The organism is Amycolatopsis sp. NPDC005232 (assembly GCF_040607795.1).
Classification (GTDB): Bacteria; Actinomycetota; Actinomycetes; order Mycobacteriales; family Pseudonocardiaceae; genus Amycolatopsis.
Window position 1 is genome coordinate 22835 of the sequence record NZ_JBEXHL010000033.1, and the last position, 23475, is coordinate 46309.

26 protein-coding genes are annotated in these 23475 nt (G+C 70.5%); 12 read left to right on the forward strand and 14 right to left on the reverse strand.

All coding sequences use genetic code 11. The features are described 5' to 3' along the window. Positions 1 to 39: 39 nt before the first annotated feature. Positions 40 to 540: a MarR family transcriptional regulator gene (locus ABZU76_RS40600; protein ID WP_220237531.1), complete on the reverse strand. Its 501-nt coding sequence runs from the start codon at positions 538 to 540 to the stop codon at positions 40 to 42. 88 nt (positions 541 to 628) lie between these two features. On the opposite strand from ABZU76_RS40600, the gene ABZU76_RS40605 reads away from it, so the two are divergent. Further along, positions 629 to 934 carry a thiamine-binding protein gene (locus ABZU76_RS40605; RefSeq protein ID WP_220237532.1) on the forward strand — a complete coding sequence of 102 codons (306 nt, stop codon included), beginning with the start codon at positions 629 to 631 and terminating at the stop codon, positions 932 to 934. 4 nt (positions 935 to 938) lie between these two features. Here ABZU76_RS40605 and ABZU76_RS40610 read toward each other — a convergent pair whose 3' ends face one another. Further along, on the reverse strand, positions 939 to 1343 hold the full coding sequence (locus tag ABZU76_RS40610; protein WP_354880273.1) for a hypothetical protein: 405 nt from the start codon (positions 1341 to 1343) through the stop codon (positions 939 to 941). A 164-nt stretch (positions 1344 to 1507) separates the two neighbouring features. On the opposite strand from ABZU76_RS40610, the gene ABZU76_RS40615 reads away from it, so the two are divergent. Further along, positions 1508 to 2437, forward strand: a complete 930-nt coding sequence (locus tag ABZU76_RS40615) for a tetratricopeptide repeat protein (protein WP_354880276.1) — start codon at positions 1508 to 1510, stop codon at positions 2435 to 2437. Between the two features lie 140 nt (positions 2438 to 2577). Here ABZU76_RS40615 and ABZU76_RS40620 read toward each other — a convergent pair whose 3' ends face one another. After that, entirely contained in the window at positions 2578 to 4002 is a 1425-nt protein-coding gene (locus ABZU76_RS40620; protein WP_354880279.1) for a neutral zinc metallopeptidase, read from the reverse strand. Positions 4003 to 4100: 98 nt separating this feature from the next. Between ABZU76_RS40620 and glgP the strand changes: the two genes are divergently transcribed. Together glgP and ABZU76_RS40630 are read left to right on the forward strand one after the other, a co-directional pair. Next, complete coding sequence (gene glgP, locus ABZU76_RS40625) at positions 4101 to 6644, forward strand: alpha-glucan family phosphorylase (RefSeq protein ID WP_354880282.1); 2544 nt, start codon at positions 4101 to 4103, stop codon at positions 6642 to 6644. Next, positions 6644 to 7150: a GNAT family N-acetyltransferase gene (locus tag ABZU76_RS40630; RefSeq protein ID WP_354880285.1), complete on the forward strand. Its 507-nt coding sequence runs from the start codon at positions 6644 to 6646 to the stop codon at positions 7148 to 7150. Before glgP ends, ABZU76_RS40630 begins: the two co-directional genes overlap by 1 nt. A gap of 27 nt (positions 7151 to 7177) precedes the next feature. Here ABZU76_RS40630 and ABZU76_RS40635 read toward each other — a convergent pair whose 3' ends face one another. Continuing rightward, positions 7178 to 7573, reverse strand: coding sequence for a rhodanese-like domain-containing protein (locus ABZU76_RS40635; RefSeq protein ID WP_354880288.1), 396 nt, complete (start codon positions 7571 to 7573; stop codon positions 7178 to 7180). Beyond that, positions 7570 to 8115: a cysteine dioxygenase family protein gene (locus ABZU76_RS40640; RefSeq protein WP_354880291.1), complete on the reverse strand. Its 546-nt coding sequence runs from the start codon at positions 8113 to 8115 to the stop codon at positions 7570 to 7572. The genes ABZU76_RS40635 and ABZU76_RS40640 overlap by 4 nt, the downstream gene beginning before the upstream one ends. A 327-nt stretch (positions 8116 to 8442) precedes the next feature. On the opposite strand from ABZU76_RS40640, the gene ABZU76_RS40645 reads away from it, so the two are divergent. Genes ABZU76_RS40645 through ABZU76_RS40665 form a run of 5 tightly spaced genes read left to right on the forward strand, consistent with a single transcriptional unit; the run spans position 8443 to position 13066 of the window. Then, positions 8443 to 9255, forward strand: coding sequence for an ABC transporter ATP-binding protein (locus ABZU76_RS40645; RefSeq protein ID WP_220237539.1), 813 nt, complete (start codon positions 8443 to 8445; stop codon positions 9253 to 9255). 55 nt (positions 9256 to 9310) lie between these two features. Further along, positions 9311 to 10090, forward strand: a complete 780-nt coding sequence (locus ABZU76_RS40650; protein ID WP_354880295.1) for an enoyl-CoA hydratase-related protein — start codon at positions 9311 to 9313, stop codon at positions 10088 to 10090. Next, positions 10087 to 11052 (forward strand): class I SAM-dependent methyltransferase, encoded by a 966-nt coding sequence (locus ABZU76_RS40655; protein WP_220237541.1) that lies wholly within the window; start codon positions 10087 to 10089, stop codon positions 11050 to 11052. The genes ABZU76_RS40650 and ABZU76_RS40655 overlap by 4 nt, the downstream gene beginning before the upstream one ends. 1 nt (position 11053) lies before the next feature. After that, a complete protein-coding gene (locus tag ABZU76_RS40660) occupies positions 11054 to 12250 on the forward strand; it encodes a class I SAM-dependent methyltransferase (RefSeq protein WP_354880298.1) in 1197 nt (398 codons plus the stop codon). Positions 12251 to 12304: 54 nt separating this feature from the next. After that, entirely contained in the window at positions 12305 to 13066 is a 762-nt protein-coding gene (locus ABZU76_RS40665; protein WP_354880301.1) for an HAD family acid phosphatase, read from the forward strand. 52 nt (positions 13067 to 13118) lie between these two features. On the opposite strand, the gene ABZU76_RS40670 is transcribed toward ABZU76_RS40665, so the two are convergent. The 6 genes from ABZU76_RS40670 to ABZU76_RS40695 all read right to left on the reverse strand — a co-directional run bounded on the left by ABZU76_RS40670 (position 13119) and on the right by ABZU76_RS40695 (position 19461). Beyond that, a complete protein-coding gene (locus ABZU76_RS40670; RefSeq protein WP_354880304.1) occupies positions 13119 to 13991 on the reverse strand; it encodes a chitinase in 873 nt (290 codons plus the stop codon). Between the two features lie 1380 nt (positions 13992 to 15371). Beyond that, positions 15372 to 16178 (reverse strand): hypothetical protein, encoded by an 807-nt coding sequence (locus tag ABZU76_RS40675; RefSeq protein WP_354880306.1) that lies wholly within the window; start codon positions 16176 to 16178, stop codon positions 15372 to 15374. A gap of 78 nt (positions 16179 to 16256) precedes the next feature. Then, positions 16257 to 17150, reverse strand: coding sequence for a DMT family transporter (locus ABZU76_RS40680; protein ID WP_354880309.1), 894 nt, complete (start codon positions 17148 to 17150; stop codon positions 16257 to 16259). 100 nt (positions 17151 to 17250) lie between these two features. After that, positions 17251 to 17646, reverse strand: a complete 396-nt coding sequence (locus ABZU76_RS40685) for an MmcQ/YjbR family DNA-binding protein (RefSeq protein ID WP_354880312.1) — start codon at positions 17644 to 17646, stop codon at positions 17251 to 17253. A gap of 178 nt (positions 17647 to 17824) precedes the next feature. Next, positions 17825 to 18454, reverse strand: a complete 630-nt coding sequence (locus ABZU76_RS40690) for a class I SAM-dependent methyltransferase (RefSeq protein WP_354880315.1) — start codon at positions 18452 to 18454, stop codon at positions 17825 to 17827. 2 nt (positions 18455 to 18456) lie between these two features. Beyond that, positions 18457 to 19461 (reverse strand): NAD(P)/FAD-dependent oxidoreductase, encoded by a 1005-nt coding sequence (locus ABZU76_RS40695; RefSeq protein ID WP_354880318.1) that lies wholly within the window; start codon positions 19459 to 19461, stop codon positions 18457 to 18459. A gap of 90 nt (positions 19462 to 19551) precedes the next feature. On the opposite strand from ABZU76_RS40695, the gene ABZU76_RS40700 reads away from it, so the two are divergent. The 3 genes from ABZU76_RS40700 to ABZU76_RS40710 are packed head-to-tail and all read left to right on the forward strand — an operon-like array spanning position 19552 to position 21029. Then, positions 19552 to 20145, forward strand: a complete 594-nt coding sequence (locus ABZU76_RS40700) for a cupin domain-containing protein (RefSeq protein ID WP_354880321.1) — start codon at positions 19552 to 19554, stop codon at positions 20143 to 20145. Between the two features lie 31 nt (positions 20146 to 20176). Next, positions 20177 to 20584, forward strand: coding sequence for a metalloregulator ArsR/SmtB family transcription factor (locus tag ABZU76_RS40705; RefSeq protein ID WP_220237550.1), 408 nt, complete (start codon positions 20177 to 20179; stop codon positions 20582 to 20584). Continuing rightward, on the forward strand, positions 20535 to 21029 hold the full coding sequence (locus ABZU76_RS40710) for an SRPBCC family protein (RefSeq protein WP_354880324.1): 495 nt from the start codon (positions 20535 to 20537) through the stop codon (positions 21027 to 21029). Before ABZU76_RS40705 ends, ABZU76_RS40710 begins: the two co-directional genes overlap by 50 nt. A gap of 149 nt (positions 21030 to 21178) precedes the next feature. Here ABZU76_RS40710 and ABZU76_RS40715 read toward each other — a convergent pair whose 3' ends face one another. From ABZU76_RS40715 to ABZU76_RS40725, 3 genes are all read right to left on the reverse strand, one after another. Further along, positions 21179 to 21901 carry an SDR family oxidoreductase gene (locus tag ABZU76_RS40715; RefSeq protein ID WP_354880327.1) on the reverse strand — a complete coding sequence of 241 codons (723 nt, stop codon included), beginning with the start codon at positions 21899 to 21901 and terminating at the stop codon, positions 21179 to 21181. A 116-nt stretch (positions 21902 to 22017) separates the two neighbouring features. Next, positions 22018 to 22839, reverse strand: a complete 822-nt coding sequence (locus tag ABZU76_RS40720; protein ID WP_354880330.1) for a helix-turn-helix transcriptional regulator — start codon at positions 22837 to 22839, stop codon at positions 22018 to 22020. Positions 22840 to 23056: 217 nt separating this feature from the next. Beyond that, positions 23057 to 23413, reverse strand: coding sequence for a GatB/YqeY domain-containing protein (locus tag ABZU76_RS40725; RefSeq protein ID WP_354880333.1), 357 nt, complete (start codon positions 23411 to 23413; stop codon positions 23057 to 23059). Positions 23414 to 23475: the final 62 nt, after the last annotated feature.

Here is a 23475-nt window from a genome sequence, read left to right on the forward strand (position 1 = left end):
TGCCCGGGCGTGTTCGCCGGGGCGCGCGCGGTTTCGGCGTTATTCGGTGAAGTCGCCCGAGGAGCGGCGGACCTTGGTGAGCAGGTCGGTGAGCTGCTCGACCTGCCGCTCGGTGAGCCCCGTGAGCCCGAAGTCGATCCCCGTCACCGCGGCTGTCGCGGCTTCGCGGCGCGCGCGGCCGTCGTCGGTGATCTCGACCAGCGTCGTGCGGCGATCGGTGGGGTGCGGCACGCGCTTCACGAGCCCGTCGCGCTCGAGGCGGTCGACTATGTTGGTGACACTGGTGGGGTGCAACTGCAGCCGTTCACCCATCACCCGCATCGGCAGCCGCGAGTTGCGGGCGAAGGTGAGCAGCACGAGCGCCTCGTAGCGGGCGAAGGTGAGGCCGTGCGGCTTGAGCGAGCCGTCGACCGCCGACTGGATGATCTGTTGCACCCGCATCAGCCCGGTGACCGCGGCCATGGTTCCGGCGGGACCGATCCGGTCCTCCCAGAGCTCGGCCGCACGGGCGATCGGGTCGAACGGCAGCGGTCGGTTCATGACACGCGAAGTTACCAGCGGGTACCCGGAACGCGGCGATCGCCCTGCTCGCACCGCCATTGTTTTCCCCCGACGAAAGGATCCCGACATGATCGTCGCGTTCAGCGTGAGCCCCTCCGGCGGCGACCCGGACGCCGGCGTGAGCGAAGCCGTGTCCCGCGCCGTGAAGGTCGTCCGCGACAGCGGGCTGCCCAACTCCACCAACGCGATGTTCACGAACGTGGAGGGCGAGTGGGACGAGGTGATGGCCGTCGTGAAGCAGGCCGTGCAAGCCGCGGGGGAGGGCTCGGCGCGCGTCGGCCTCGTCCTCAAGGCCGACATCCGCCCGGGCTACGACACGGGCCAGCTCACCGCGAAGGTCGACCGCGTGGAAGCGCACCTGCGCGAGGACTGAGCGCCTATGGCAGCGGCGGGGTGAACGCCACGGTCCACCGGCCTTCCTCCCTGGTCACCGCCAGGGAGTAGGTGAACCGCGACCCGTGCGTCACCCCGCTGACCACCGCGCGCGTCGGGGAGTGCTCGTCGGGGACGAGTTGCACCGTTATGTCGCGAACGTCCTCTTCGGCGAGCACGGCCACGTAGTCGTCGGCGAAGTCGGAGGCGCCGGAGCCCGGGTAGTCGAGCAGCTCTTCGAGCTCGCCTGAGTCGCGGGCGACCAGGGCGCTGCGCAGCGAATCACGCAGAGCGACGGGCGAGGGCGCGCCCGGGTCCGGCTGGTTCGCGATGAGCACCGTGATCGCCACGACCCACGCCACGCCCACCCCGACGGCCACCGCCACGGTGGCGTTGCGCCGGCTCAGCATCACGGCCTCCCTGATCTTTCCGCCGTGAGCATGCACGAGCCAGGCGCTCCTGCCAATCGTGGCGCGAGTGCGACACCCGGGCACCGGCGGTGAAATGTCCCGCCGCCCCGTGCCAGGATGGAGGCGTGACACACCCACGCGGATCTGCAGCGAACTCAGCGGCCATGTCCGCCGCACTGTCCGGCGCGGTCGACCTGTCCGCGCTCAAGGCCCGGGCTGAAGCGTCCCGGAGCCAGCCCCCCGCGTCGCCCGCGGGTGCGGCGCCGGCCGAGGGCGGCGCACCGCCGTCGGACGTCATCATGGATGTGACGGAAGCCACGTTCCAGGCCGACGTCGTCGAGCGCTCGCTCAACCAGCTCGTGCTCGTGGACCTGTGGGCCGACTGGTGCGGCCCGTGCAAGCAGCTCAGCCCCGTGCTGGAGCGACTCGCCACCGAAGCGGCCGGCGCGTGGGTGCTCGCCCGCGTCGACGTGGACGCCAACCCGCGCATCGCGCAGCTGTTCGGCGCCCAGTCGATCCCGACCGTCGTCGCGATCGGCGGCGGCCAGCCCGTGGACGCGTTCTCCGGCGCCCTGCCGGAGCCCGAGATCCGCAAGTGGCTGGACGCGCTGCTCGACGCCCTGCGCGACAAGCTCCCCGGCACCCGCGCCGCCGAGGAGGTCCGAGGCCCGATCGAGGAGCCCGAGGACCCGCGCTTCACCGAGGCCGAGGAAGCCTTCGAGCAGGGCGACTTCGCCGCCGCGCAGGCCGCCTACGAGCGCATCCTCGACGCCGAGCCCGCCAACGAGCTCGCGAAGAACGCCCTGGCCCAGGTCAAGTTCACCGCCCGCGCCGAAGCGGCCGACCCGGACGCCCGCGCCAAGGCCGACGCCGACCCGTCGAACCTCGACGCCCAGCTGGCGGCCGCCGACCTGGAGATCGCGGAGCAGGACGTGGACGCCGCGTTCACCCGCCTGATCGACACCGTCCGCCGCACCGCCGGCGACGATCGCAACCGCGTCCGCGAACACCTGGTCGCGCTGTTCGACCTCTTCGACCCGGCCGACGAGCGCGTGATGAAGGCCCGCCGCAACCTGGCGAGCGCCCTGTTCTGAGCCGTTCCACCACGAAGGCCCCCGATCCGCGATCGGGGGCCTTCGTCGTGTTCCTGACCCGCCAGGCGCGTTTCCAGGATGCCTGGAAACTCCGTTCACGCTGATTTTCCAGCCTGCGTGGAAAACCCGCCTCCAGATGGTCAGCCGTACTGCTTCGAGCAGACAGCGGAGCCCTCGAGGTAGCCGCGTCGCAGCGACTCGACCCGGTCGAAACCGCTGTCCGGCCGCTTGCCGTTCACGTCCGCCGACACCAGGCCCTCCGGGCGTAGCAGGTCGGCGATCGCCTCGTCGAGGTCACCCGCCGAGAGCCGCAGGCTCCCGGGCCGGTTCGTGAACGCCGCCCAGGCGCCCACCAGACACGACGTCCGAAGCCCCGCGTTCGGGTTGTCCAGCGACGCCCCCACGCCCTTCTGGATCCCCATCGCGTACCGCGAAGCCACCTCCGCGAACGCCGCGAAGTCGCCCAGCCCCGTGCTCTGCTGTCCGGACGCCTCGGCGTCGGGGTCCACGGGCTGGGCCAGCGCCGTGAGCCGCGAAACGTCGATGTTCACCGTGTTGTCGGCCGGGCAGTAAGACGCGGGCGGGGTCGACGGCCCACCCGGGCAGCTGCCGCTGCCCGGCACGATCGTCGGCGCCTTCACCCCCGCGCCGCCGAACGCCGAGTCCAGGCTCGCCTTCAGCAGCGTCAGCGTCTGCTCGGAGATCTTCGCGTCGCCCTTGCCGGTGTCCTTGCTGTCGAAGGGCCGCTCCGTGAGCCGCGCCTGCACGTTCTGCGCGTTCATGCCCGCGCATTCCTTCGGGCCCTTCTCGAACCCGGACTGGAACGCGAACGTCCGGTCGAACGCCGTGCCGTGGGCCTGCCGGTCGGTGGCGCTGGTGCCGGCCTGGTCGCGGATGAAGAACATCGCGGCCATGATCTGGTCGAGGCCCTCGGCCGTGGACACCTGGTAGTACTTGCTCTTCCCCTCGGCAACCCAGCGGAAGTAGCTGCCCGCGAAGCAGTCGGCCTGCTGCTCCTTCACCACGCTCGGCGTGCTCTTCGTGATGCCGGCCTTCGGCCCGAGCCGGTACTGGATCGCGTGGCCGAACTCGTGCGCCAGCACGGTGACCACCGCCATCGGCCCGAAGCGCTGGCGCAGCATCGGCAGCAGCACGCCCCTGTCCCACGCCACGGAGTCGTCGGCGGAGCAGTAGAACGCGTTCACGAGCTTCTTCACGCTGCCGCACGCCGTCTGCTCGGTGTCGGTGCGCGAGTCGTAGGACAGCAGCGACGTCACGGGCTTGAAGTCCTGCCCAAAGTCGGTCGGGAGCGCCTCGCCCCAGAAAGCCTCGACGTCGGCGATCGCGGCCGTGGCCAGCTGGTCGTCCTGGCCGCCCTCGGCGTTCTTCACGGTCAGGTTCGGCTTCGGCGCGCCGCTCTTCAGGCCGCTGTCGAAGTGGGTCACGGGCAGGCCCGCGACGTTGCCGGCCCCCGGCGTCACCGGTCCGGCCGAACCAGTTCCGCAGGCCGCCGCGCCCAGCGCCGCAACCACCGCGAGCGCCAGCAGCGCTCCCCCTCGCCTCATCACGCCCGGGACCCTACCCAGCGGGTGTGCCCGATGTGAGCGTTATCCCCGAACGGGTCGCGAGCGCCGGAACGGGCGGCCCGATATGGTCGCTGACCATGCGTGCTGTCCGCCGGTTCACCGTCCGAGCCAGCCTGCCGGAATCGCTCGCGGGCCTTGGTGCGCTCGCGACGAACCTGCGCTGGACGTGGCACCCACCGACCCGCGACTTGTTCGCGTCGATGGACGCCGAGCTCTTCAACTCCATCCGCGACCCGTTGCGGATGCTCACCGCGCTGCCGCCGGAGCGCCTGCGGGAGCTGTCCGTGGACGAGGACTTCCTGCGCCGCACCCACGAAGCCGCGGCAGGGCTGGAGCAGTACCTCACCGAGCCGCGCTGGTACCAGCGGCGCACCGACGAAGGCCTGCCCGCGGCCGTCGCGTACTTCTCGATGGAGTTCGGCGTCACCGAGGCCCTGCCCAACTACTCGGGCGGCCTCGGCGTGCTCGCGGGCGACCACCTGAAGGCGGCTTCGGACCTCGGCGTGCCGATGGTCGGCGTCGGGCTGCTCTACCGGTCGGGCTACTTCCGCCAGAGCCTGTCGCTCGACGGCTGGCAGGTCGAGCACTACCCGGTGATCGACCCCAACGCGTTCCCGCTGGAGCTGGTGACCGACGGCGGGCACGCGGTGCTCGTCGAGGTCGCCATGCCGGGCGGGCGCACGTTGCACGCGCAGATCTGGCGCGCCCGCGTGGGCCGCATCCCGTTGCTGCTGCTCGACACCGACATCGAGGCCAACGACGAGGACCTGCGCCCCGTCACCGACCGGCTGTACGGCGGCGACGCCGACCACCGCATCCGCCAGGAGATCCTCGCCGGCATCGGCGGCTTCCGGGCCGTGCGGAGGTTCTGCGAGCTCACCGGCCACCCGCAGCCGAACGTCTTCCACACCAACGAGGGCCACGCCGGGTTCCTCGGCCTCGAGCGCGCCCGCGAGATCATCCAGGCCGACCGGCTCGCCTTCGACGAGGCGCTCCCGGCCGTGCGCGCGGGCACCGTGTTCACCACGCACACGCCGGTGAGCGCCGGCATCGACCGGTTCCCCGTCGACCTCGTGCAGCGCTACTTCTCCGACGGCCGGCTCGTGCCCGACATCGACGTGCGCCGCGTGCTGCAACTGGGCGCGGAGGACAACCCGGGCCTGTTCAACATGGCCCACATGGGGCTGCGGCTCGCCCAGCGCGCCAACGGCGTCTCGGAGCTCCACGGCCGCGTCACGCGCCGCATGTTCTCCCGCCTGTGGCCCGGGTTCGACGACGACGAGGTGCCGGTCTCGTCCATCACCAACGGCGTGCACGGGCCCACGTGGGTCGCGCGCGAGCTGAGCGCGCTGCTGGGCGGCAACCACGACGAGTTCGGCCACGAGGGCCGCACGCCGGACAGCTCGCTGCGTGACGGCGTCACCGACCAGCAGCTGTGGGAGCTGCGCCGCGAGCTGCGGGAGAAGCTGGTGGCCGAGGTGCGCCGGCGTGTGCGGGCGGCGTGGATGCAGCGTGGCGCTTCGGCACTGGAGCTGGGCTGGACGGAGCGCGTGTTCGACCCGGACGTGCTGACCGTCGGCTTCGCCCGCCGCGTGCCGACGTACAAACGCCTCACGCTGATGCTGCGCGACCCCGACCGCCTGCGCGCCCTGTTGCTCGACGAGAAGCGGCCGATCCAGATCGTGATCGGCGGCAAGTCGCACCCCGCCGACGAGAACGGCAAGCAGCTCATCCAGCAGATCGTGCGGTTCGTCGACGACCCCGCCGTGCGCCACCGGATCGTCTTCCTGCCCGACTACGACATGTCCATGGCCCGCTACCTCTACCGCGGCTGCGACGTGTGGCTCAACAACCCCGTGCGGCCGCTGGAGGCGTGTGGCACGTCGGGCATGAAGTCGGCCCTCAACGGTGGCCTCAATCTCTCCATCCGCGACGGCTGGTGGGACGAGTGCTACGACGGCTCCAACGGCTGGGCCATCCCCACCGCCGACGGCGTCACGGATCCCTTGCGCCGCGACGACCTCGAGGCCGCCGCGCTCTACGACCTGCTCGGCCAGCAGATCGCGCCGCTCTACTACGACACCGACGCTTCGGGCGTCCCCTCCGGCTGGCTGTCGATGGTCTGGCACACCTTGGAGACGCTCGGCCCGCGCGTGCAGGCGTCGCGCATGGTGCGCGAGTACGTGGACTCCGGCTACCTGCCCGCGTCGCGCATGGTCGCCGCCGCCGTCGACGACGGCTATCGCGGCGCCCTGTCGCTCGCCGACTACCGCACCAAGCTCGAGGTCTCGTGGCCCCGCCTGCGGATCTTCGACTCGGAACTGCTTTATGACCACTCCTCGCGCTTGGTCGTCGGCACCGAGGTCACCGTCCGCGCCCGCATCGACCTCGCCGGCCTGGACCCGTCCGAAGTGGACATCCAGGCCGTCGTCGGCCAGGTCGGCGACGGCGACGAACTCACGGACACCGTCACGGTCCCCATGCACGGCGACGGCATCGGCGCGTTCTCCGCTTCACTGCGCCTGCCCCGAGCCGGCTCGGTGGGCTACACGGTGCGGATGCTGCCGAAGCACCCCCTGCTGGCCAGCCCGGCGGAACTGGCCCGGGTGGTGCTCGCGTAGTGCCGGCGCTGATCGCCCCCACGACCCGGCTGCACCGCGCCTGGCTCGATGCGCACGCCGAGTGGGGCTCCGGCAGCCACGAAGACGGTTTCGGGCTGAAACCGGCCGACGAGGTCCGCTCGGCGGCCGGGTTCGCTGCTTGGGTGGCGCGGCTGGCCGCCGAGTCGGAGGAGGTCACGTACCGGTGGATCGTCGAGGGCGACCGGGTACTCGGCGGAATCGCGCTGCGGCACGGGTTCGACGGCTACGTGCGCCAGGCCGGCCACATCGGCTTCGGCATCCGGCCGACCGCTCGGCGGCGGGGGCTGGCCTCGTGGGCGCTGGGCCAGGTTCTCGACCAGGCGCGGAACCTCGGCATGAACCGCCTGCTGCTCGTCTGCGATCCGGGCAACACCGCTTCGATGAAGACGATCGAGCGCCTCGGCGGCGTCTTCGAGGACACCCGCGACACCGGCCACGGCCAGGGCCGGCGCTACTGGATCGAGCCGGCCGACCCCGGCCTTTGACCGGTCACCGCCGACTTCCCCGACGACTTACGGAACCGCCGGCGACCCACCCTCCACCACAGGCAACCCCTCAGCCGCCCACGCCCGGAACCCGCCCGCGAGATCCGTAGCGTTCTTCAACCCCAACCGCTGCAGATCCGCCGCGGCCAGGCTCGACGAGTAGCCCTCGTTGCACACCACGATCGCCGTCGTGTCAGTGGTCACACCCGGCAGCCGCCAGTCGCTGTCCGGGGCGAGCCGCCACTCCAGGTGGATCCGCTCGACGACCACGGCGCCGGGGATCTCACCCTCGGCGGCGCGGTTGGCGTGCGGGCGGATGTCCACGATCAGCGCGCCTCCGGCCTGCAGCGCGGCCGCGCGCGCCGGCGGAACCCGGTCCAGGGAGGACCGGGCGCCGTCGAGGAAGTCGTCGATCGAGCTCATCGGCCGAGTATGACCGGCAGCGGCGGGATTTCGCCGGGCACGTCGGCCAGCGTCGTGTATTCGCGCGTGGGCACCAGCGGCGGCGAGTATGCGTGCACGCTGGCGGCCGGCTCGTCGCCGAGGCCGCTGACCTGGTGCGCGCGCCCGGCGCCGAAGCCGATGCTCTCGCCCGCCTTGTGCGTGCGGCGCCGGATCGGACCGCCGGGATAGCGGTATTCCTCACCCAGTTCGCCCTGCAGCACGGTGAACGAGCCTGCCGCGCCGCCGTGGTCATGGGGCTTCGTGTGCTGGCCGGGCAGCCACGACAACAGCCACAGCTCGAGCCCGTCGGTGAGCGCGAGCCGCGCCCACCAGCGGCTTTCCTCGTCGAAGCGCAGCACCTCGCGCAGGCTGGAGGTGAGTTCGGTGGTCACGGTCTTGGTGAGGTCGGCGAGCTCACGCGGGGTCCACAGCAGGCGCTCGGGCTGCAGCAGCTGCGCCAGCAGGGGATCGGTCAGACGGGGGTGGATCTCGAAGTCGGGACGGGTGATCGACGTGGTCAACGCGGGTGCTCCTCAAGCAGGGGTGACGGCTGGCAAGACGGCACAGCGCGGCACGAAACCCGCGTTCAGCAGGCGTGCCGCGCTCGCGTACACCCAGACGAGGCCACGAGGAGCAGGTCGATCGTGCGCCGGCGCCAGAACGAGCCCCGGGCTGCGGGGACGGCGGCGGACGCGGACCTGGTCACGTCACCGATCGTGCCACAGCTCGCGGTTTGTACGCTGCGTCGTCCCATCCGCTGGACGCCGTCGCGGGGTCACACGCGCGCGGGTGTGTTGTCAACCCCGGGCGGGTGCGAACGCGCGCGCGTGGACGGCCACAATGGGCTCGTGAGCGAGCCGATCCTGCCCAGCGACCTTGACGACCTCGTGGTGCGGATGTCCGGTGTCGGCGTCCGCCGCAGCGGAAACGACCTTCTCGCGGACCTCGACTGGAACGTCGAACTCGACGAACGATGGGTCGTGCTCGGGCCCAACGGCGCGGGCAAGACGACCCTGCTGCGGCTGGCCGCCGCGGAGCTGCACCCCACGGCCGGCACCGTCGACCTGCTCGGTGACCGCATCGGCCGCGTGAACATCTTCGACCTGCGCCCCCGCATCGGGTTCACCTCCGCCGCCATCGCCCAGCGCATCCCCGGCGACGAGCGCGTGGAAGACGTGGTGGTGAGCGCCGGCTACGCCGTGATGGGCCGCTGGCGCGAGGCCTACGACAGCCTCGACCTCAACCGTGCCGCCGAATTGCTGGGCACGCTCGGCATCGCGCACATGGCGAAGCGCACCTTCGGCACGCTGTCCGAAGGCGAGCGCAAGCGCGTGCTGATCGCGCGTTCGCTGATGACCGACCCGGAGCTGCTGCTGCTCGACGAGCCGGCCGCCGGTCTGGACCTGGGCGGGCGCGAGGACCTCGTGGCGCGGCTGTCCGACCTCGCGATGGACCCGGACGCACCGGCCATGGTCCTCGTCACGCACCACGTCGAGGAGATCCCGCCGGGCTTCACCCACGCGTTGCTGCTGCGCGACGGGCACGCCGTGGTCGGGGGTCTGATGGACGACGTGATCACGAGCGAGAACCTGTCGAAGACGTTCGACCAGGACCTGGTGCTGCAGCGTTCGGGCGAGCGGTTCTTCGCCCGGCGCCGGTAAGTTCGGGCGTACCGGCCGGTAGCCTGCCGGCATCCGTCAACGAGGAGGAAGTCGCGTGGGAGAGTTCGTAAACCTCGAGGTCGAGGACGGGGTCGGCACGATCCGGCTGAACCGGCCGCCGGTCAACGCGATCAACAACCAGCTGCAGACCGAGCTGGCTGAGGCCGCGCGCGAGGCTTCGAACCGCGCAGACGTGCGTGCGGTGATCCTGTACGGCGGCGAGAAGACCTTCGCCGGCGGCGCGGACATCAAGGAGATGGGCGACCGCACCTACCCGGAGATCTCGAAGTTCGGGGCCGAGCTCACCGCGTCCTGCTCGCTCGTCGCGGCCATCCCGAAGCCGGTCGTCGCCGCGATCACCGGTTACGCCCTCGGCGGCGGCCTGGAGCTGGCGCTCACCGCCGACTGGCGCGTGGCGGGCGACAACGTGAAGGTCGGCCAGCCGGAGATCCAGCTCGGCATCATCCCGGGCGCCGGCGGCACGCAGCGGCTTTCGCGCCTGATCGGCCCGAGCAAGGCCAAGGACCTCATCTACACCGGCCGGTTCGTGAAGGCCGACGAAGCGCTGAAGCTCGGCATCGTCGACGAGGTTGTCGCGCCGGACGACGTGTACGCCGCCGCGCACAAGTGGGCCGCGCAGTTCGCAAACGGTCCTGCCGTGGCGCTCAAGGCCGCGAAGGCCGCCATCGACTCGGGGCTCGACGTCGACCTGGCCACCGGCCTGAAGATCGAGACGCAGCTGTTCACGGCGCTGTGGGCCACCGAGGACCAGAAGAACGGGATGAAGTCCTTCGTCGAGAACGGCCCCGGCAAGGCCACTTTCGAGGGGAAGTGACGGCCGTGGCCGACCCGGCCCCGAACCCGCACGCCACGGCCGACGAGGTCAAGGCGGCCTACGGCGACCCGAAGCTCGCCAACGTGCTCTACCACGACTGGGAAGCCGGGACGTACGACGAGAAGTGGTCGATCTCGTACGACGAGCGCTGCATCTCCTACGCCACCGACGTGTTCAACGCCGTCGCGGGCGAGGACGGCCAGCCCTACACCCACGCGATGGAGCTGGGCAGCGGCACCGGGTTCTTCCTGCTGAACCTCATGCAGGGTGGCGTCGCGAAGAAGGGGTCCGTCACGGACCTCTCGCCGGGCATGGTGCAGGTGGCCCTGCGCAACGCGGAGAAGCTGGGCCTCGACGTCGACGGCCGGGTGGCCGACGCGGAGCGGATCCCGTACGAGGACAACACTTTCGACCTCGTGGTCGGCCACGCCGTGTTGCACCACATCCCGGACGTGCGCCAGGCGTTCGGCGAGGTCCTGCGCGTGCTGAAGCCCGGCGGGCGTTTCGTCTTCGCGGGCGAGCCGACCAAGGTCGGCGACTTCTACGCGCGCAAGCTGGGGCAGATCACCTGGTACCTCACCACGCGCGTCACGAAGCTGCCCGCGTTGAACGGCTGGCGGCGCCCGCAGTCCGAACTGGACGAATCCTCGCGCGCGGCGGCCCTGGAAGCCGTGGTGGACATCCACACCTTCGACCCGTCGGAGCTCGAGGGTATGGCGCGCGGTGCTGGTGCCCAGGACGTGCGCGCGGTGACGGACGAGTTCTCGGCCGCGCTGGCCGGGTGGCCGATCCGGACGTTCGAGGCCGCGGTGCCTCAGGAGAAACTCACGGTTCGGTGGCGCCTGTTCGCCTACCACCTGTGGCTGCGGCTGTCCGCTTTGGACAAGAAAGTGCTCTCGAAGGTGCTGCCGCGTGAGCTGTTCTACAACGTGATGATCACCGGGACCAAGCGGCCTTCCTGAGTTGGCTTACGGGTTCTCGCTCGACGACGTCGCCTTCCTGCGCTCCGCCGCGGGACGGGCGGCGCTCGCCGACTGCGCGGCGCTGCCGCTGACGGACGCTTCCCGCATCGCCGACGTCGCCGCCGTGCGCCGCTCGGTGGGGGAGCGGTTCGCCGCGGCGGTGCTGGAAACGGTGGTGCTGCGGCGGAAATCGGCTCTGAAGCTCGCGGACGCGGACTCGTGGCTGTTCACCGGCGACGCTTTGCAACAGGCGAGCGCCACGGTGGTGGCGCGGCATCGGGCGGCCAGGTTGGCCGGCCGCGATGTGCACGACGTGACGTGCTCCGTCGGCGCCGACTTGGTGGAGCTGGCGCGGGTCGCGTCGCGGGCACTGGGGTCCGATGTGGACCGTGTGCGGCTGGAGATGGCGCGGCACAACGCTTCCGCGGCCTCGGTTTCGGTCGGTGTGGTGCAGGCCGACGCTCTGCGCCCCGTCAGCCGGGACACGGTCGTGGTCGCCGACCCGGCCCGTCGCGACTCGGCCGGACGGCGCACGTGGAAACCGGCGGACTTCCTGCCGCCGCTGGACGAGCTCGTCGGCGCCTACGCCGGGCGCACTCTGTCGGTGAAGTGCGCGCCAGGCCTGGACTTCGCCATCGCGCCGTGGGCCGAGGAGGTGGAGCTGGTCTCGCTCGACGGCCAGGTCCGCGAAGCCTGTCTCTGGCGTGGTTTGGACACTGGCGTCTCCCGGCGCGCCACGGTTTTGCGTTCGGACGGTACTCAGTGGACGGTCACCGACACCGAACCGGACGACCTTCCTGGTTCGCCGCCGGGGGAGTGGATCATCGACCCGGACGGCGCCGTCGTCCGCGCCGGCCTCGTCCGCCACTACGCGGCGCGCCACGGCCTGTGGCAGCTGGACGAACGCATCGCGTACCTCACGGGCGACACCCCGCCTCCGGGTGTGCGCGCCTTCCGCGTGCTGGAACACGGCCCGTACAGCGAAAAGTCTCTGCGCGCCACGCTGAAACGCCACGATGTCGGCCGGCTGGAGATCCTCGTCCGTGGTCTCGACATCGACCCGGACGCCCTGCGCCGTCGCCTGAAACTGCGCGGTGGTGCCGAGTCCACTGTGGTGCTCACGCGCATCGGCCGGTCGCCGGTGGCCTTCGTCTGCCGCGCCGAACGCATCCATTCGGAGGGTTCTCCTGGCGCCTGAGGTGGCGTAGATTTCGGGCGCAGTTTACCCGAAGTTCACCTTGGAGGGGTCGCCGTGTCCCGTTTTCCCGCCCTGCTCAAGCTCGCCGCCGCCGTGGCGATCGGCGCCACCGTCGCGAGTGGTGCGACCGCGCTGGCCGGCTCCGACGCCGTGACAGCCGCCCACGGCCGGGAGCCGGCGAACATCGGCCAGGTCAAGAACGACGTGAAGGCCTACTACGGCGATTACCTCGACGCGTCGGGCAAGCACCACTACTCCGACTCGAGCCGGTTCGTCACCGACACCCAGCGAGTAGTGGCCGACGCGAAGCGCTATCTCACGCAGAAGCTCGGCAAGGTGAAGAACCCGGCGATCGTCCTCGACGTCGACGACACGTCCGAGGTCACCTACGGCTGGGAAGCCGACAACGACTTCGGGTTCGACCCGGTCAAGCAGCAGCAGGCGATCGACAACGGCACGTTCGTGGCCAACAGGCCCGTGCTGGAGCTGGCGAACTGGGCCGCTCAGCGCGGCGTGAAGATCTACTTCCTCACCGGCCGCAGCACCCCGCAGGGCCCGCAGTCGCTGAAGAACCTGGCCAACGAGGGCTACCCGGCCCCGGCGGACGCGTTCTTCAAGCCGGCCGGCACGGCGCCCGACTACCTGCCGTGTGGTCTGACCTGCACCACGATCCAGTACAAGTCGGGCACCCGCGCCCACATCCAGGCGACGGGCGCCCACATCGTACTCAACCTGGGGGACCAGTTCAGCGACCTCGAGGGCGGCTACGCCGACCACCCGGTGAAGCTGCCGAACCCGATGTACTACCTGCCCTGACGGCAGTGCCCGGCTTGGCCGTCCTCAATGGACACCCAGGCCGGGCGGCGGGTCAGCCGTTGTACCCGGAGAAGATCTTCGAGAACTCGTAGGGTTGCTGGGAAACGTTGGTGCAGCGGTAAAGCGCGCCGTTGCACGCGTTCGCGTCGCGGCCGGCCTCCCAGAACGACAGCATGCCGAGGTGCACGCTCTTCGCGAAGTTCACCACAGTGGTGGCGTCCTTCTGGTAGAAGATCTCGTTCTGCGAGTCGTTCACGCCCAGCATCGGCGTCAGCCCGACCTTCTTCCACGCGGCCGAGTCCGAGAGGCCGAAGATGGACTTGAGCTGCGCCTGCGTCGCCTTGGCGGCCGAGATCGCCTTCGCGCCCTGGTCGCCGGCGCCCTGGTAGTAGTCCATGGCCATCAGATTGACCAAATCCAGGTTCACACCGGCCGCCTTGGCGGCGTTGACGACCCCGAGGCCGTTGCTGTCGAGCCCGTTGGGCAGCACCGGCAGCGTCAGCGAGATCTTCAGCCCGGGATTGTTGCTCTGCACGGTTTTGAGTGCCTGCGACCGCCGCTGAATCGACGCCGTATCCGCCACGGCCGCACCCTCGATGTCGAGGTCGATGTACTTCAGCCCGTACGCCTTCACCACCGCGTCGTACTCCGCCGCCAGCGACGACACACTGCTGCACGCCTGCGCCAGCTCAATCCCCGACGCACCCCCGAAGGACACCTTCACATCACCCCCGCCCGACCGGATCTTCGCGATTTCACTCGCCTGCCACGCCGACCGCGGGTCATACGCGTTGAACCAGCTGGCCTTACACCCGGCGCCCGTCACGAACCCGAGCGTGAACCCTTTGACACCACCCTTCGCCGCCATCGTCGACAACACCGGCGTCGGCCACGCCCCCATATCCACATACGGCGCCACAGGCACCGGCGACCCAGCCGCCGCAACCGCCACACCCCCCGGCGCAACCAATCCGGCGGCCACAGCCGCCAATCCACCCAACGCGGCAATCAACTTCCGGGGAGAGGGCAGCCTCATGGTGAAACCTCCACAGTGGGGACCTGAAGAGCGGGAAACCTTGTCCAAATGGTATAGACCAATAATGTGACTCGGGCCATACGCCATTCGGATGCCACACCGTCCCAATCACCGGCAACGCTGCCGCTGACCTGCGTTTTCAGCCGGGGTCGATCTTCTGTGTCGCCTCTCCGCGACTTGAGCGACCCCCGCTGCGGCTCTGTCCGGGCTCTCCCGACCGACTCGGCTCGGCGGCTTCGCCCACCAACTCCGTGCAGCCAGGCGCCTTCACCAACCAGCTCCGTGTCCGCCTGGCGGCTTTCGCGTGCCAACGCGCGCACGCTCGGCGGCCTTCGCCGCGGTCCAGCTGCGACTCGAGCGTCCTTCGCTGCGGCTCTGTCCGGGGTATTTCCGCTCAGCCCGCGCGTCCCGCTCGGAAGTCTTCGCCGCGAGCTCCGCTACCGGGCCTCCGCGCTCGCGCGGCCAGATCCCATTGTCAGCTCTGGTCGTGCGGTCCTTCGCGTACTGCATCATTCGACCAGCCTCTGCCCTCAGCGCCGGGCGAGATCCTCTGCGCGCATCCGCGCTCGCGCGGCCGACATCCGCTGTTGGCTCGTGGCGAAACATGGCGACTGCAGCGGGCACTGCCCATCGCCATCACTGGCCGAGGCCCATCGCCGCGATCTTGTCCACCGCGCCTGCCAAGTACGGCGACTGCGCCGGGCACCGCCAGCGAACGCCACACCGCCGCGTGCCCCCTGATTCCGCCCCTGTGGGCCGATGACTTGCGGGATTTCACCTCTCCCTGTCGTCCCTGTCGGCGAATCCCCGTGTTTCTCGGCGGCTCCACCCCAACCATCCACAACCCGACATCGGCTGTGGATAACTCCGGCGCACACCAGTTCCTGTCGGTCCACCCCGGTAAAATGGATCATGGGCGGCCCCCGGGAGGGTGGGTCTTTGCCACCGCGCGGGTTGCAGCGTCACAGGGCTCGCCTCAGCGCCGAGCACTCAGCACAGTTTCGACCACGCCAGGGGAGATCCACCGAGACCGTGCCAACCCACGCGATCCGCAGCAATAGCCACCAGCCCCGACGACCTCGAGCCACAACCGCACTGCCGTTGACCGCCGCGGAGGACCTGATCCGCCACTTCAGCGAGCCACCAACAACCCATCCCCAACCAACTCGACCCCAGCCAACCGCGCCCTCGCACCGCCATAACCCGGCCGCGCCCATCAGCTCCGCGAGCCCCGCAGCCCCGCCGTCAACCCGAGCACCCCAACCGACGTCACCCAACAGCGAGCGCAGTCACCCCCGAGACATACCGCCCGCCCTTCACATCCCCCAACGGCACCAACCGCGGCAGGTCCAGCGCCTTCCCGTCCTCCACTGTCGACAGCAGCAGCGGCCGCCCGCCCACCGAAGCCTCCGCCAGGGTCACCGCGGCCCCGTACCCGTCCGACCCGACGGCGACCACCGTCTTGTCCGACGTCGGCAGCACGCCGGCCAGCAGCAGCACCAGCGAAAACGACGGTCCCGACTCGGTGTGCGTCTGCTGCCCCGCGTCGGACCCGAACCTCGCGGTCACCGTCCGCCGCGGCAGGTGGGCGAGCAGCTCCGGCGGCAGAGTCACGACGCGCCGCCCCACCGTCACGCGCACCGCGCGCGTCGCCGAGGCAGCGTCGGAGACGAGCACCATCACCGACCGGACGTCCGTCACCGTCCGCGACCCATTGCGGTCGCCCGGCACCGTCAGGTCCATACCGTGCCGGCCCGCCCGGAACACGGCCGGATGGTTACCGAACGACGGATCCAGCTCCGCGAGCGCGAACGTCACCGCACGGCTGTCCCCACGAACCTCCACCGTCACCCGCAGCATCATGTTCTTGCCCGGCGGCAACATCGGCGACGACCCCGTCACCACCTGATCCAGATCCGCGCCCGCCAGCTCGGCCGCCGAGAACGCCCGCGGATTCGCCACGGCGCCGCCGACGCTCACCGACTTCTCGGCCGAGGCTGAGGCCGAAGCCGACGCCACCCCCGTAGCCCCGAATGACGTGACGACCACCGCAAGGACAACGACGAGCCTGCGCATCCGCGCCTCCCTCGACCAGTTCCGCCCGCACTCGCGGACAAGCGGGCGAAGTTTAGCCGCTTTCCCGGAGTTCGGGGTTCACTCGACGCACAACGCCACCGCCTGCCGCCGTCGCCGCGAAACGGCGACACCCACGAGCACCACGACCATCCCCACCACCACCCGCGGCCCGATCTCCTCGCCCAGCACCACGGCGCCGAGCACCACCGACACGACCGGCAGCAGATACCCGACCGTCGCCGCCGTCGTCGGCCCCTCATCGGCAATCAGGCGGTAGTTCAGGTAGAACGTCACACCGGTCCCGAACACCCCGAGCACCACCACAGCGACCACCGACAACACCGTGACGTGCGGCGAAGACGACGAACCGACCGGCAACGCCAGCGCACTCAGCCCCGTCGCCGCCAGCAGTCGCGCGGCTGACAGCGCCGACGGCTCCGTCCCGCGACCCACGAGCTTCCGCCCCATGTACGCGTACGCGACCGCATAACTCACCGCCGCCCCGAGCAGCGCGAGCGAACCCCAGCTCGCCAGCCCGGTCTGCGTCCACGGCGCGAAGATCAGCAAGGTCCCCGCAAACCCGATCAGCAGACCCGCGAGCCGCGTCGGCCGGATGCCGCGCTCGCCGCCGAGCGCGAGGCCGATGAGCAGCGACCACAGGGGAGTGGTCGCGTTCAGCACGCCGGCCACGCCGGAGTCAACGGTCCGCTCGCCCACCGCGAACAACGCGAACGGCACCGCGTTGCACAACAACGCCGCGACCGTCAGCCGCCCCCATGTCGTCCGGTCCCGGGGCAGCTTCTGCCGCGCCGCCACCGCGAGTCCGAGCAGCACCAACGATCCGAGCGCGCACCGGATCACCGTCACGACCACCGGCGAAAAGCCTTCGAGGGCGAGTTTGATCCACAGGAACGTCGAGCCCCAGAGCACGGCCAGCGCCGCCATCCGCACCACCGTGCCGCTGCCGGACATCCGCGCTCCCCCTGGTCGATTCGCTTTCCACGCTGCCCCAGCCCGATCGACAGGACAAGTGAAAGATCTTGGACGAATCGTTAAGGAGAGCTGGACAATGTCAGCCGGTGCCGCGCTCCTCCAAATACTGCTTCCCGACCTTCTTCGGCACCCGACACAGCCACCCCTCGACGAGCGCCTCTTCGAGCGTCGGCAGATCGATCTCGGCCAGCCGCACGAGCACGGCCGGGTAGCCGTCGAAGTGCGGCGTGGTGAAGAAGACGCCCGGCTCGTCCGCCAGCAACGCCTCCTTCGCCCCGACATCCGGCACCCGAACGGCCAGCACGTCGCCCTCCGGCGCCGCGTCCCCGAGCGCGTCCAGATCGGTTTTGCGCAAGGGCCGCTCCCACGCGTACGCCTTTCCCTTGACACCCCATGACCGCGTATCCCTCTTGACGACCAGCTCCGTCCCCGGCAGCTGCGCCCCCAGTCGCGCCACGTCATCCCAAGTCGCCATGCCGCCCAGGCTAACCCGGCTTCCCCTGCGCGGCCCCGTTTTTCGCCCGTCCACCAGCCGATCGCCACTCACCGGCGAACGGCGTCGCCCCTGAACGGCGACAACCGTCAGCCTCCGGCGAAATCCCCGGCCGGACACCCGTCGCCGCCAAACGGCAACAGGCGCCCGGCCGAGAGAATCACCGCTTCCGCGCCACCAACACTGTGTCGCGAATGGACACTTCGTGTCCCTCGATCACGTGCGCCCGCTCCCGCGCATCGGTCACCACGGATTCCCACGACTCGTCCAACGTCGCCGCCACGTCCTCCGCGAGGAAGAACATGTCCGGCACGTTCGGCCGATGCGCGGCGCCCTCCACGTCCGTCGGGTGGTGGCCGACGATGAGCAACGTCCCGCCCGGCGCCACCGCGTCCGCGAGCCGCGCGAAGATCGGCACGCGCTGGGCGGTCGGCAGGTGCAGGAAGTGCGACGTGACGAGGTCGTACTTCTCGTCGGGCACCCACGTCGTGAGGTCGGTCGTGAGCCACCGGATCCGGTCGCCCAGGCCCAGCTCAGCCGCCTGCGCCGCACCCCGGTCGAGGGCGGTGGCCGCGAAGTCCGCCGCCGTCACGCGCCAGCCATTCTGCGCGAGCCACAACGCGTCGCCGCCTTCGCCGGAGCCGGCGTCGAGCGCGCTGCCCGGCAGTAGGTCGGCGGCCTCCGTCACGAGCTGCGCGTTGGGCCGCCCGCTCCAGATCGCGGGCTTCGACCGGTACCGCTCGTCCCAGGAATCCTGGTCGAACGGGACTTCTTCGTGCTGCTCAGCCATCGTCACACCCCGTGCTTCGTCGAGCCGCCGACCAGCGCGGCAACCTGTCGTTCCATTTCGTGCGCGAAAGGCTCCCGCGCGCGTCGTACGTCCTCGGCCACGAGATCGCCGTTGATCACCGCGCCGGCCGTCAGCCCGGCCGCCGCGGAAACGACGACCTGCGACTTCATGTCGGTCACGTTCCCGGCCACCCACACCCCGGGCACTGAGGTGGCGCCGTTCGCATCGGCCGGCACCGAGCTGCCGATCACGTGCCCGTCGACCTCGAGCTCCACCGGCTCCAGCCCCAGCGACACGAGCACATCGGCCCGCGCCGTGAACCGCGGCGCGACCACCACGGCCTCTCGCGCCACCACCTCGCCCGAGAGCAGCACGACTCCGGTGAGCGCGTCGTCTTCCACACGAAGCGCTGCTACCTCGCCGTCGACGACGCGGATCCCGCGCGCGGTCAGCTGCGCGAGCTGTTCCTCGTCGAATGCGGCCGTGTGCCGGAAAACGACGACGTCGTCCGACAGCTGCCGCCACATCAGCGCCTGATGGACGGCCATCGGGTTCGTCGCCAGCACGCCGATCGCCTGGTCACGCGCCTCCCAGCCGTGGCAGTACGGGCAGTGCAGCACGTCGCGGCCCCACCGCTCGGCGACGCCCGGGACGTCCGGCAGCTCGTCGACGAGCCCCGTCGCCACCAGGAGGCGACGCGCCCGCGTGGTCCTCCCGTCGGCGAGAGTCACGGCGAATCCGCCGCCGTCCAGCCCGGCGGCCGAGGCCACCGCGCCGGCCACGATCTCGCCCCCGTACCCGATGACCTCTTCGCGCCCGGCCGCCAGCAGCTCGCCGGGTGGCGTGCTTTCGCGGGCGAGGTAGTTGTGCACGTGGCCGGCCGGCGCGTTGCGCGGCTCGCCGGCGTCCACCACCAGCACGGAACGCCGTGAGCGCGCAAGCGCCACCGCGCCGCTGAGGCCCGCGGCGCCGCCGCCGACCACTACGACGTCGTAGTTCTCGTTCACCTGGTCCTCCTGTAGTTCGTCCCTCCACTCGGACTATCCGCAGATCTCGCCGACTTGACAAATACGTTTGCCGAAGTAGCAAATGGAGACATGGACGGTGAACTCGCGGACGTCGACGGCGTCCTAGAATCGGTGGGACCGCGGCTGCGCGCGCTCCGCCAGCAGAACAACGCCACGCTCGCCCAGCTGTCGGAGACCACCGGCATCTCGGTGAGCACGCTCTCGCGCCTCGAATCCGGCCGGCGCAAGCCGACGCTCGAACTCCTGCTCGCCCTCGCACGCGCCCACCAGGTGCCGCTCGACGAGCTCGTCGGCACCGCGCCGACCAGCGACCCGCGGCTGCACGAGAACTCCTTCGTGCGCCACGGCATCACGTTCTTCCCGCTCACACGCCGGCCCGGCGGGCTGCGCGCGTACAAGCAGATCTTCCCGCCGCACTGGCCCGACACGGACCCCGATCCGCGCGTGCACGAGGGGTACGAATGGGCCTATGTCCTTTCCGGACAGTTGCGGCTCATCCTCGGTGAGCACGACGTGATCCTCAAACCGGGTGAAGTCGTGGAGTTCGACACGCACGTTCCGCATTGGTTCGGCAACCCCGGCGACGTGCCGTGCGAGGTTCTCGCCCTTTTCGGGCCACAGGGCGAGCGGTTCCACGTCCGCGCCCGGCCGGCGTCTTCTTGACACATACCCATATGGGAATACGATGGTGGGCGTGGCACGAGCAGCGACGACGACCGACGTGTTCAACGCCGTGGCCGAACCGCGGCGACGGGAGATTCTCGATGTGCTCGCCGGTGGCGAGTACCCCGTGAACGACCTCGTCCGGCTGCTCGGCATGGGGCAGCCGCAGGTGTCGAAACACCTGCGCGTGCTGCGCGAAGTGGGCGCGGTCGACGTCAGGGACGAAGGACGTCAGCGCTTGTACCGGCTCAACGGCCGTGCCTTGAAGCCGATCCACGACTGGGTGCGGCAGTTCGAGCGCTCCTGGGAGGAGCGGTTCGAGCTGCTGGATTCCGTGCTGGAGGAACTCGAACGCACCGACGACCGATCCACGGGCGAGGAGAGCGACCATGACCGAGACGACAACGGGCACGGCGAAGGTGACCCTGCCGGCCGATGACCAGATCCTGATCACCCGCGAGTTCGCCGCCCCGCGGCACGTCGTCTACCGCGCGTGGACCACGCCCGAGCTGGTCAAACGCTTCTGGGCGGGCCACCGCGGCACCATGCGGTCCGTCGAGATCGACCTGCGCGTCGGTGGCCGGTGGCGCTACGTCCTCGACGCCAACGGCGGCTTCGAGGTCGCGTTCCACGGCGAGTACCGCGAGATCGTCCCGAACGAACGCATCGTCAGCAGCGAGGTCTACGAAACCCCCGGCGCGTCCGACGAGGACGCCGCCCTCACCACCACGATCTTCGCCGGCTCGGGCGACCGCACCAGCCTGTCGATCCTCATGGAGACGGGCAACCGCGAAGTCCGCGACGCCATCATCGAGTCCGGTATGGAGGGTGGCATGCAGGAGCAGATGGACCTGCTGGAGGAGCTGGCCGCTTCGCTGGCCTGACTCGCGGATCTGTTCTGCGGCACCGGATTCTGCCCGGCGCCGAGTCCGGTGTCGCGAAGGGACCTGTCGGGTCGAAAGCGGACACGATGGGTCCCGCCACGCCGGATCGGCACGACGGGTCCCGCCGCGCCGAGCGGGCGCGCGACGGCTCAGGTCTGGGCCGTCGGCCGAACCACGATCTCGTTCACGTCCACCGCCTCCGGCTGGCTCACGGCGTAAGCGATGGCGTCCGCGACAGCCGAAGCCGGGATGCCCAGCTGCTCGCTCGCCGCACGCGCCGCCGCCTGCGTCTCGGGGTCGCCGCCCTGGTCGGCGAGCTCGGAGTGTGTGAAGCCCGGGCTGACGATGGTGACGCGGATGTTCGTGTTCTCCTGGCGCAGACCTTCGGAAAGCGCCCGCACCCCGAACTTCGTCGCGCAGTACACGGCCGCCGTCGGGTCCACGCGCAGGCCGGACGTCGACGCGACGTTCACGATGTGCCCCCCGGTTTCGCCCATCAGCGGCAACACGGCGGCGATCCCGTGCAGCGTGCCGCGCAGGTTCACGTCGATCATGCGGTTCCAGTCGTCGACGCGGAGCTTGTCCAGAGTGGACAGCGGCATCACGCCGGCGTTGTTCACCAGCACGTCCACTCGGCCGTGGGTCTCGTGCGCGGCCGTCACGAACGCGCGCACGCTCTCCAGGCTGGTCACGTCCAGTTGCCGGAAGTCGGCATCACCGCCGTTCGCGCGGATCTTCTCCGTGAGCGCCGCGAGCCGGTCGGTGCGGCGCGCGCCCAGGACGACGTGGTGACCGTCGGCGGCCAGACGCAGCGCGGTGGCCTCCCCGATGCCGCTGCTCGCGCCCGTGATCAGCGCGATCTTGCCGTTCATGCGTACTCCTCGTGAGGTCTGCGCGGTCGTGGGGACCGTCGTAACCTCGAGGCTGCCCGCGGCGAAACGCCTCCGGAAGGACGCCGTTGCCTAGGAGTGGCACACCCTGGCCGGGCTCAGCGCGGCTGGTCGGCCACCGCGTGCAACGACCCCAGCAACGCCAGCGCGTCGGCACTCGCGCTGTTCGGCTCCGCGATGCCCACCAGCAGGTACTGGCCGGACGCGTCGCGCACGTCGAACGTCTGGTAGTCCAGCACGATCCGCCCGACGGCGGGGTGGTGGAACGTCTTGCGCGTACCCGCGAGCCCCTTCACACCGTGGTTTCGCCACAGAACGGCGAATTCCTCGCTCGTGGCCAGCAGCTCGTCCACGAGCTCGCCGACCTCCTCGCGGTCGTAGCCGCTCGCGAGCCGCAACGCGTCGACGGCGCTGGCCACGATGTCGTCCCACTCCACGAACAGCTCGCGCGCTGCCGGGTCGTCGAACAGCGTGCGCACCATGTTCGCCGGCTTGCCGACGGGGGACAGGAGTGCGTCGGCGAGCGCGTTGGTCGCCAGCAGGTCGAGGCGCCGGTTGGTGACGTACGCGACCGCGTTGGGGAAGGTGTCCATGAGCCGCAGCAGCTCGGGCGAGACGTCGTCGCGCCGGTGCTCCGGCACCCGCGGCACGAGCCCGGCGAGGCGGTAGGCGTGCCAGAGGCCATCGGCGTTCAGCCGCAGCGCCCGCCCGATCGCGTCCAGCACCGGCCCGGACGGGTTGCGCTCGCGCCCCTGCTCGAGGCGCGCGTAGTAGTCCGCGCTGACGCCCGCCAGCACCGCGACCTCCTCGCGCCGCAGCCCGCTCACCCTCCTCGGGCGATGACTGGTCACGCCCGCGTCCTCGGGCGCCAGCCGGGCCCGCTGCGCGCGCAGGAATTCTCCCAGCTCGTTGCCGCTCACGTCACCACGGTACCGGGCGCTCCGGCTTCCCGACGGTGCTGTCCACGCGGTATCACCGCAGGCAGAACGGGCTTTGGATCTGGCGAAACTCCGCAACGGCGAAAGGGAATCCGACGTCACCGGCAAGCGGCTGGCACCTCGCCGAGGTCGTTGCCGGAAATCGGCGACACCGAGGTCAGCGCCGATTTCCGGCCCGCCGTCGTCGCCGGATCCAACCTCAGGAGGCCGGCTCCAGGTGCTGCCTCAGCACGTCGGCTTCCGAGCGCAGCCGCTCCGCGGCTTCGGTCCGGCCGAGCCGCTCGTACTCGTCCGCGGCAGTCGTGCGCTCCAGCACCTCGTTCTCGACGATCGTGCGCACATCGGCTTCCGTCAGATCACGGCGCTGGGCCTCGGCGGCGCCGACACCCAGCGCCGCACCCACGACGTGTTCCGTCCCGGTCGCCGTGGTCAGCTGATCGACCGGCACGGCCTCGGCGTTGTCGATCGCCGCCAGTGCCGAGCGCAGGGCGGTGGTGGCGACGCGGTCGCGGTTCTTGAGTGCCGTCGTCAGGCCGGCACGAAGGCTGGCGCGCATAGTGCGAATTCCATCCGGGAGTCGGAACGAACGATCCCGACGCTAGCAGCCGAGCACCGCCT

What these genes read in the sequence shown, in the direction of transcription:
- ABZU76_RS40600 (WP_220237531.1), bottom strand. Translation starts at nt 540, where the DNA reads ATGAACCGACCGCTGCCGTTCGACCCGATCGCCCGTGCGGCCGAGCTC.
- ABZU76_RS40605 (WP_220237532.1), top strand. Translation starts at nt 629, where the DNA reads ATGATCGTCGCGTTCAGCGTGAGCCCCTCCGGCGGCGACCCGGACGCC.
- ABZU76_RS40610 (WP_354880273.1), bottom strand. Translation starts at nt 1,343, where the DNA reads ATGCTGAGCCGGCGCAACGCCACCGTGGCGGTGGCCGTCGGGGTGGGC.
- ABZU76_RS40615 (WP_354880276.1), top strand. Translation starts at nt 1,508, where the DNA reads ATGTCCGCCGCACTGTCCGGCGCGGTCGACCTGTCCGCGCTCAAGGCC.
- ABZU76_RS40620 (WP_354880279.1), bottom strand. Translation starts at nt 4,002, where the DNA reads ATGAGGCGAGGGGGAGCGCTGCTGGCGCTCGCGGTGGTTGCGGCGCTG.
- glgP (WP_354880282.1), top strand. Translation starts at nt 4,101, where the DNA reads ATGCGTGCTGTCCGCCGGTTCACCGTCCGAGCCAGCCTGCCGGAATCG.
- ABZU76_RS40635 (WP_354880288.1), bottom strand. Translation starts at nt 7,573, where the DNA reads ATGAGCTCGATCGACGACTTCCTCGACGGCGCCCGGTCCTCCCTGGAC.
- ABZU76_RS40675 (WP_354880306.1), bottom strand. Translation starts at nt 16,178, where the DNA reads ATGCGCAGGCTCGTCGTTGTCCTTGCGGTGGTCGTCACGTCATTCGGG.
- ABZU76_RS40680 (WP_354880309.1), bottom strand. Translation starts at nt 17,150, where the DNA reads ATGTCCGGCAGCGGCACGGTGGTGCGGATGGCGGCGCTGGCCGTGCTC.
- ABZU76_RS40685 (WP_354880312.1), bottom strand. Translation starts at nt 17,646, where the DNA reads ATGGCGACTTGGGATGACGTGGCGCGACTGGGGGCGCAGCTGCCGGGG.
- ABZU76_RS40690 (WP_354880315.1), bottom strand. Translation starts at nt 18,454, where the DNA reads ATGGCTGAGCAGCACGAAGAAGTCCCGTTCGACCAGGATTCCTGGGAC.
- ABZU76_RS40700 (WP_354880321.1), top strand. Translation starts at nt 19,552, where the DNA reads ATGGACGGTGAACTCGCGGACGTCGACGGCGTCCTAGAATCGGTGGGA.
- ABZU76_RS40710 (WP_354880324.1), top strand. Translation starts at nt 20,535, where the DNA reads ATGACCGAGACGACAACGGGCACGGCGAAGGTGACCCTGCCGGCCGAT.
- ABZU76_RS40715 (WP_354880327.1), bottom strand. Translation starts at nt 21,901, where the DNA reads ATGAACGGCAAGATCGCGCTGATCACGGGCGCGAGCAGCGGCATCGGG.
- ABZU76_RS40725 (WP_354880333.1), bottom strand. Translation starts at nt 23,413, where the DNA reads ATGCGCGCCAGCCTTCGTGCCGGCCTGACGACGGCACTCAAGAACCGC.